Below are 4,522 nucleotides of genomic sequence, written 5' to 3'. Positions count from 1 at the left end.
GAGCTGCGGCCGCAGAGCCTGGTGCTGTGGAATCCCGTGGTACAGGGCAAGCAGGCGCTCACCCAGTTCCTGCGCCTGAGTATTGCCGGCCACCTGACTGGCGGCGGGGGCGAGAGCACGGGCGAGTTGCGCGCGCGGCTCGCCGCCGGCGAAAGCCTTGAGATCGCCGGGTATATTCTGTCGCCCGGGCTGGCGCAGGGCATGGAGGCAGCCACACTGACTCTGAATGAAAGCACCAAGCCGGAGCGGCTGGTCTGGCTGGAGGTCAGTTCCCGGGACGAGCCTGCGCTGTCGCCGGCCAGTGAGCGCGTGCTGGCAGCCTGGCGGGATGCCGGTTGGGCGGTGGACGCCGAAGCCGTCGCCGGTGACGCCTTCTGGGGGACCACCGAGCTCGTTGATGCCCCTGCCCTCATCTCGGCCACAGCAGCGGTGTACGCGTGGCCCGTGAGGCAAGCGCATTGAATGCACGGGAACGGACAATAGTGCTCGCGTGTGACGGTTACCGGCTGCCGGCCATTGTTCACGAGCCCGGAGCGCGCAAGGCGACGATCGGGGTGGTGGTGGTCGTTGGCGGGCCACAGTACCGCATCGGCAGTCATCGCCAGTTCCTGCTGCTTGCGCGGGAACTCGCGGCGAGCGGTATCCCGGTGCTGCGTTTCGATTACCGGGGCATGGGCGACGCCGACGGAGCGTTTGGTGGGTTCGAGGCGGTGGGGCCAGATATCGAAGCGGCAGTGGACGGCCTCATGGCAAGCTGCCCGGAACTCGATGGCGTGGTGCTTTGGGGACTTTGCGATGCAGCCTCGGCGGCCCTTTTCTATGCGCCTGATGATGCGCGTATCCACGGGCTGGTGCTCCTCAACCCCTGGGTTCGTACCGAGGCGGGCGGTGCGCGCACGGTCGTGCGTCACTATTACCGCCGTCGTGTGATAAGCCTCGACTTCTGGAAAAAGCTCATCCAGGGTGGTGTGAACCCGGTGCGGGTGCTGCGCGGCTTCGCCGACCTATTGCGCAAGGCGCGCACCACGGAGGACGCCTCGGAAGCATTGCCTGACCGGATGGCCCAAGCCTTGTCGCGGTTTCACGGGTCCGTTCTGCTCGGGCTCAGTGGCAACGACCTGACCGCCGACGAGTTCCGCGATACGGTCGCTGGCTCGTCACGCTGGCAGGCCGTGGTGAGTGCGCCACACGTCACGCGGGTGGACTTCCCGGAGGCAAATCACACGTTTTCGCGCCAGGAGTGGCGGGCTCAGGTGGCGCGCTGCACAGCCGACTGGATCCTTGGAGGCCTGGGCTCGGTGGGCCGGAGAGCTTCGGCAGGTTCGCAGCACCCGGCTGTATCGCCCCGTTGAGGAGTCACGCGCTGAAACCCCCGTTCTTAGAGGAATGCCAATCGGCGCTGGAATCAGCTTTCGCTGCTGCACCGGAAGTGCAGGTGGTGGTGGAAATCCCGCGCTGGAGCTTCCTAAAGCGGGGCAGTACCGGGGAGATCGACTTCGTCTCCCCGTTGCCGTGCCCGTTCAACTATGGGTCCGTGCCGCAGTACATTGGGCTTGAAGGCGATTTGCTGGATGCTCTCGTGCTCGGCCCGCGCCTGCCCGCGGGCACGTTGGTCACCGTGCGCGCCGTGGCGTCCATTGCTCTGACTGATCGTGGCATGACCGACGACAAGCTCATCTGTTGCAAGCGACCGCCTTCGGCGGCTGAGCTCCAAGGGGTCGAGCGATTTTTTCGCTTTTACGCACGATGCAAGGCGCTGCTGAACTGGTACCGCCGACGCCCGGGCAGAAACGCCTGCGACGGTTGGGACGAGGCGGCCGCGGCAATCGCCCGCGCCCAGCCCCGAGCACCGGACTGGAAAGCCCCCCAGGTCCCGTTTTGAGGGAAGGCCAAGGTCCGATGGCGGATGACGCCTACGCCCAAACCAGTCGCCACGCCTGTCCAAGGCGACCTGTAGACCTGTAGGGCGGAATGAGCGCAGCGTAATCCGCCGTCGATAACATAGCGCCGCAGGCAACCCGCATGGCACAACCGGGCACTACGCAGATTCACGCGGTGCATTACGCCTGCGGCTAATGCACCCTACGCCCTCCGATCAGTGCGCCGTAGACATTAGCGCAGCGTAAACCGCCGTCAAGACCGATGTCGTGTCCAGTACCGCAATGTCGCGAGCCTTTACACATCGTTTGACACCGGTACGGGCGCTCGTTGGCACTGCTGACAGGGGTGGCGCTGGGTGGGCTTCTCTCCAGGATGAGGACGCTTTGGCATACTTTGTGCTGTGAGCTGTCGTCCGGAACAACAATACCGTATGTCCGTACATACCCGAAGGATCGAGTCCTTGCGGCCGGGAACCGCACCAAGAACGTTGACCGAGTGCTGTGGTGGAGGGGGCAGGAGCATGCAGTCGGCAATTCACGAGGCCGTTGAGCATTACCATGCCGGCAACCGGGAGGAGGCGACCCAGTTTTGTCGGGCTCTACTGGTCCGTAATCCCCGACAGGCCCAGGCGCACTACCTCCTGGCGTTGATTGCTCGGGATGAGGGGCGTCTTGACGATGCGCTTACATTGTTCGCCCACGCCTTCGACCATGGTCTTGACGATCCCGGCGCGCGCTTTGATTACGCGCGCGTGTTGGCCCAGGCCGACCAGCGGTGCCAAGCCATCGCCCACCTGGAACGCGCCTTGCGCAAGCAGCCAGGCTTCACTGAGGCCAGATGGCTGCTGATAGACCTTCTACTGGAAGGCGCCAGGTACCAGCAGGCAGGGTGCTACCTGAGGCGCCTGATCAATGAAGACCCCGAGGAGCCGATCGCCCATTACCGGTTCGGGTTGTGCCAGTATTTTTTGCGGGATTTGGCGGCGGCGGAACGCCATTTCCGGCGGGCCCTTGATCTGGCCCCGGAATGGCGGGGCGAGATCCATGCCCGGCTTTCCGCGTTGCTCGAAGAGGCCAATCGTCCTGGCGCAGCGGAGGCCCACGCGCGGCAGGCCCTCGAGCTTATGCCCGACGATCTCGAGGCGCGCACGACCCTGGCAAAGGTCTTGCGTCGGCGCGGCGAGCTGGATGACGCGCTGGCTTGTCTCGACCGCCTCGACAGCGGCAAGGCGACCAATCAGGAACACGCCCGCGCACTCGCGGAACGGGGCGAGATCCTCGAGCAGCTTGGACGCTACGACGAGGCATTCCAGGCATTCCATTGGGCAAAGCGCGGGGTGGCCAACATTCGGCGGGTCCAGTTCGAGATCCCCTCCATGATGGAGGCGCTGCGACGCGCGGAGCGCTTTTTTACGCCCGAGCGCATGATGGCATTGTGTGTGCTCGGGCATGCGGGTGATTCCGAGCCTGTGAATCCTGTGTTCGTGACAGGCTTCCCACGCAGCGGGACGACGCTGCTCGAGCGGATGCTCAGCCAGCATGAGGGCATAGCAACCGGCGGGGAACTGGATCTCATCCCCCGCCTTGAGGCCGAGCTTGCCAACGAATTGGGTGCGCCCTACCCAGCGTGCCTGGAGCAACTGATCGAGCGGCAGGATGCGGAGACGCTGTCCAATCTGCGACGTCGCTATCAGCAGCGTCTACGCGAGGAGGTGCACATCCCCGATGGCACCCGGTGGGTCATCGACAAGCTGCCGTTCAACCTCGCCCACCTGCCGTTGATCCGGATTCTGTTCCCCGCCGGAGTCGTGGTCGACATGGTGCGCCATCCTCTGGACACCTTGCTGTCCTGCTATTTTCAGACGTCGCGGAACGACTACCCGTGGTCGTTCCGTCTCAGCGATACCGCGCTCGTTCTGTCCCACTTGCGAGAGCATGTGGACCGAATGGAGGCCGCCATTGCCCATCCAGCAACGTTGCGGATGGGCTACGAAGCCCTCGTGGCTGCACCAGAGACGGAGCTGGGCCGTGTCCTCAACGCCCTCGGCCTCCCCTGGGAGCCCGCCTTGCTGCGCTTCCATGAGCGTGGCGAAATGGTACGCGACGCCGGCTACAAGCACATCGCCGAGTCGCTGCACGACCAACGGGTGTATCGCCACCGGCGGTACCAGAACCAGATTCCGGCGGATCTGCTGCTGCAGCTCGGGGGGACCATCCGAGGGCTGGGGTATGAGGTGGCGGATTACTCCTCCGGCTAATTCGGTGATCGACCGCCGCCGCGGGAAGGGTTGTCGACGCCCGAACGGGGTACGTTTCACCGCGGCCAATCGAAGGGTTGTGACGGCGGATTACGCCCTGCAGCCATGCCATGGCACCGGGGCTGATCGGAGGGTGTAGGGTGCATTAGCGCCAGCGTAATGCACCGTTAAACTAGCCTGCGCCGCAGGCGCACAGATGCAACATCAGTCGTGGGCCTACGGCGCTATGTTATTGACGGCGGATTACGCTGCGCTAATCCGCCCTACGTTAATACGTTACGTGCGGAACCGCGCAGCCGCTCGCACCGCATACCGAATCCGCAGTCAGTGAAACACCGCCTCCGGATCTTCTGCGGTGAGAATGCGCTCGGACCACTCCAGCAG

3 protein-coding genes and 1 pseudogene are annotated in these 4,522 nt (G+C 64.4%); all 4 read left to right on the top strand.

The features are described from left to right. Positions 1-462 (top strand): annotated as a pseudogene (locus QZT63_RS16460) (hypothetical protein); the annotation flags it as partial. Between the two features lie 20 nt (positions 463-482). Continuing rightward, on the top strand, positions 483-1,352 hold the full coding sequence (locus QZT63_RS16455; protein WP_290652589.1) for a hydrolase 1, exosortase A system-associated: 870 nt from the start codon (positions 483-485) through the stop codon (positions 1,350-1,352). Positions 1,353-1,435: 83 nt separating this feature from the next. Further along, positions 1,436-1,882 (top strand): inorganic diphosphatase, encoded by a 447-nt coding sequence (locus QZT63_RS16450; protein WP_290652587.1) that lies wholly within the window; start codon positions 1,436-1,438, stop codon positions 1,880-1,882. Between the two features lie 519 nt (positions 1,883-2,401). Next, on the top strand, positions 2,402-4,138 hold the full coding sequence (locus QZT63_RS16445) for a tetratricopeptide repeat-containing sulfotransferase family protein (protein ID WP_290652585.1): 1,737 nt from the start codon (positions 2,402-2,404) through the stop codon (positions 4,136-4,138). The last annotated feature ends 384 nt before the right edge of the window (positions 4,139-4,522 follow it).

Origin of the sequence: Aquisalimonas sp. (genome assembly GCF_007120195.1) — a bacterium.
GTDB lineage: Bacteria > Pseudomonadota > Gammaproteobacteria > Nitrococcales > Aquisalimonadaceae > Aquisalimonas.
Note: the sequence above shows the minus strand (reverse complement) of the source record. Positions and strands in the feature narration are given on the sequence as shown.

Excerpts from the sequence above, each read along its gene's own strand:
- QZT63_RS16445 (WP_290652585.1), top strand. The coding sequence starts at position 2,402 with ATGCAGTCGGCAATTCACGAGGCCGTTGAGCATTACCATGCCGGCAAC.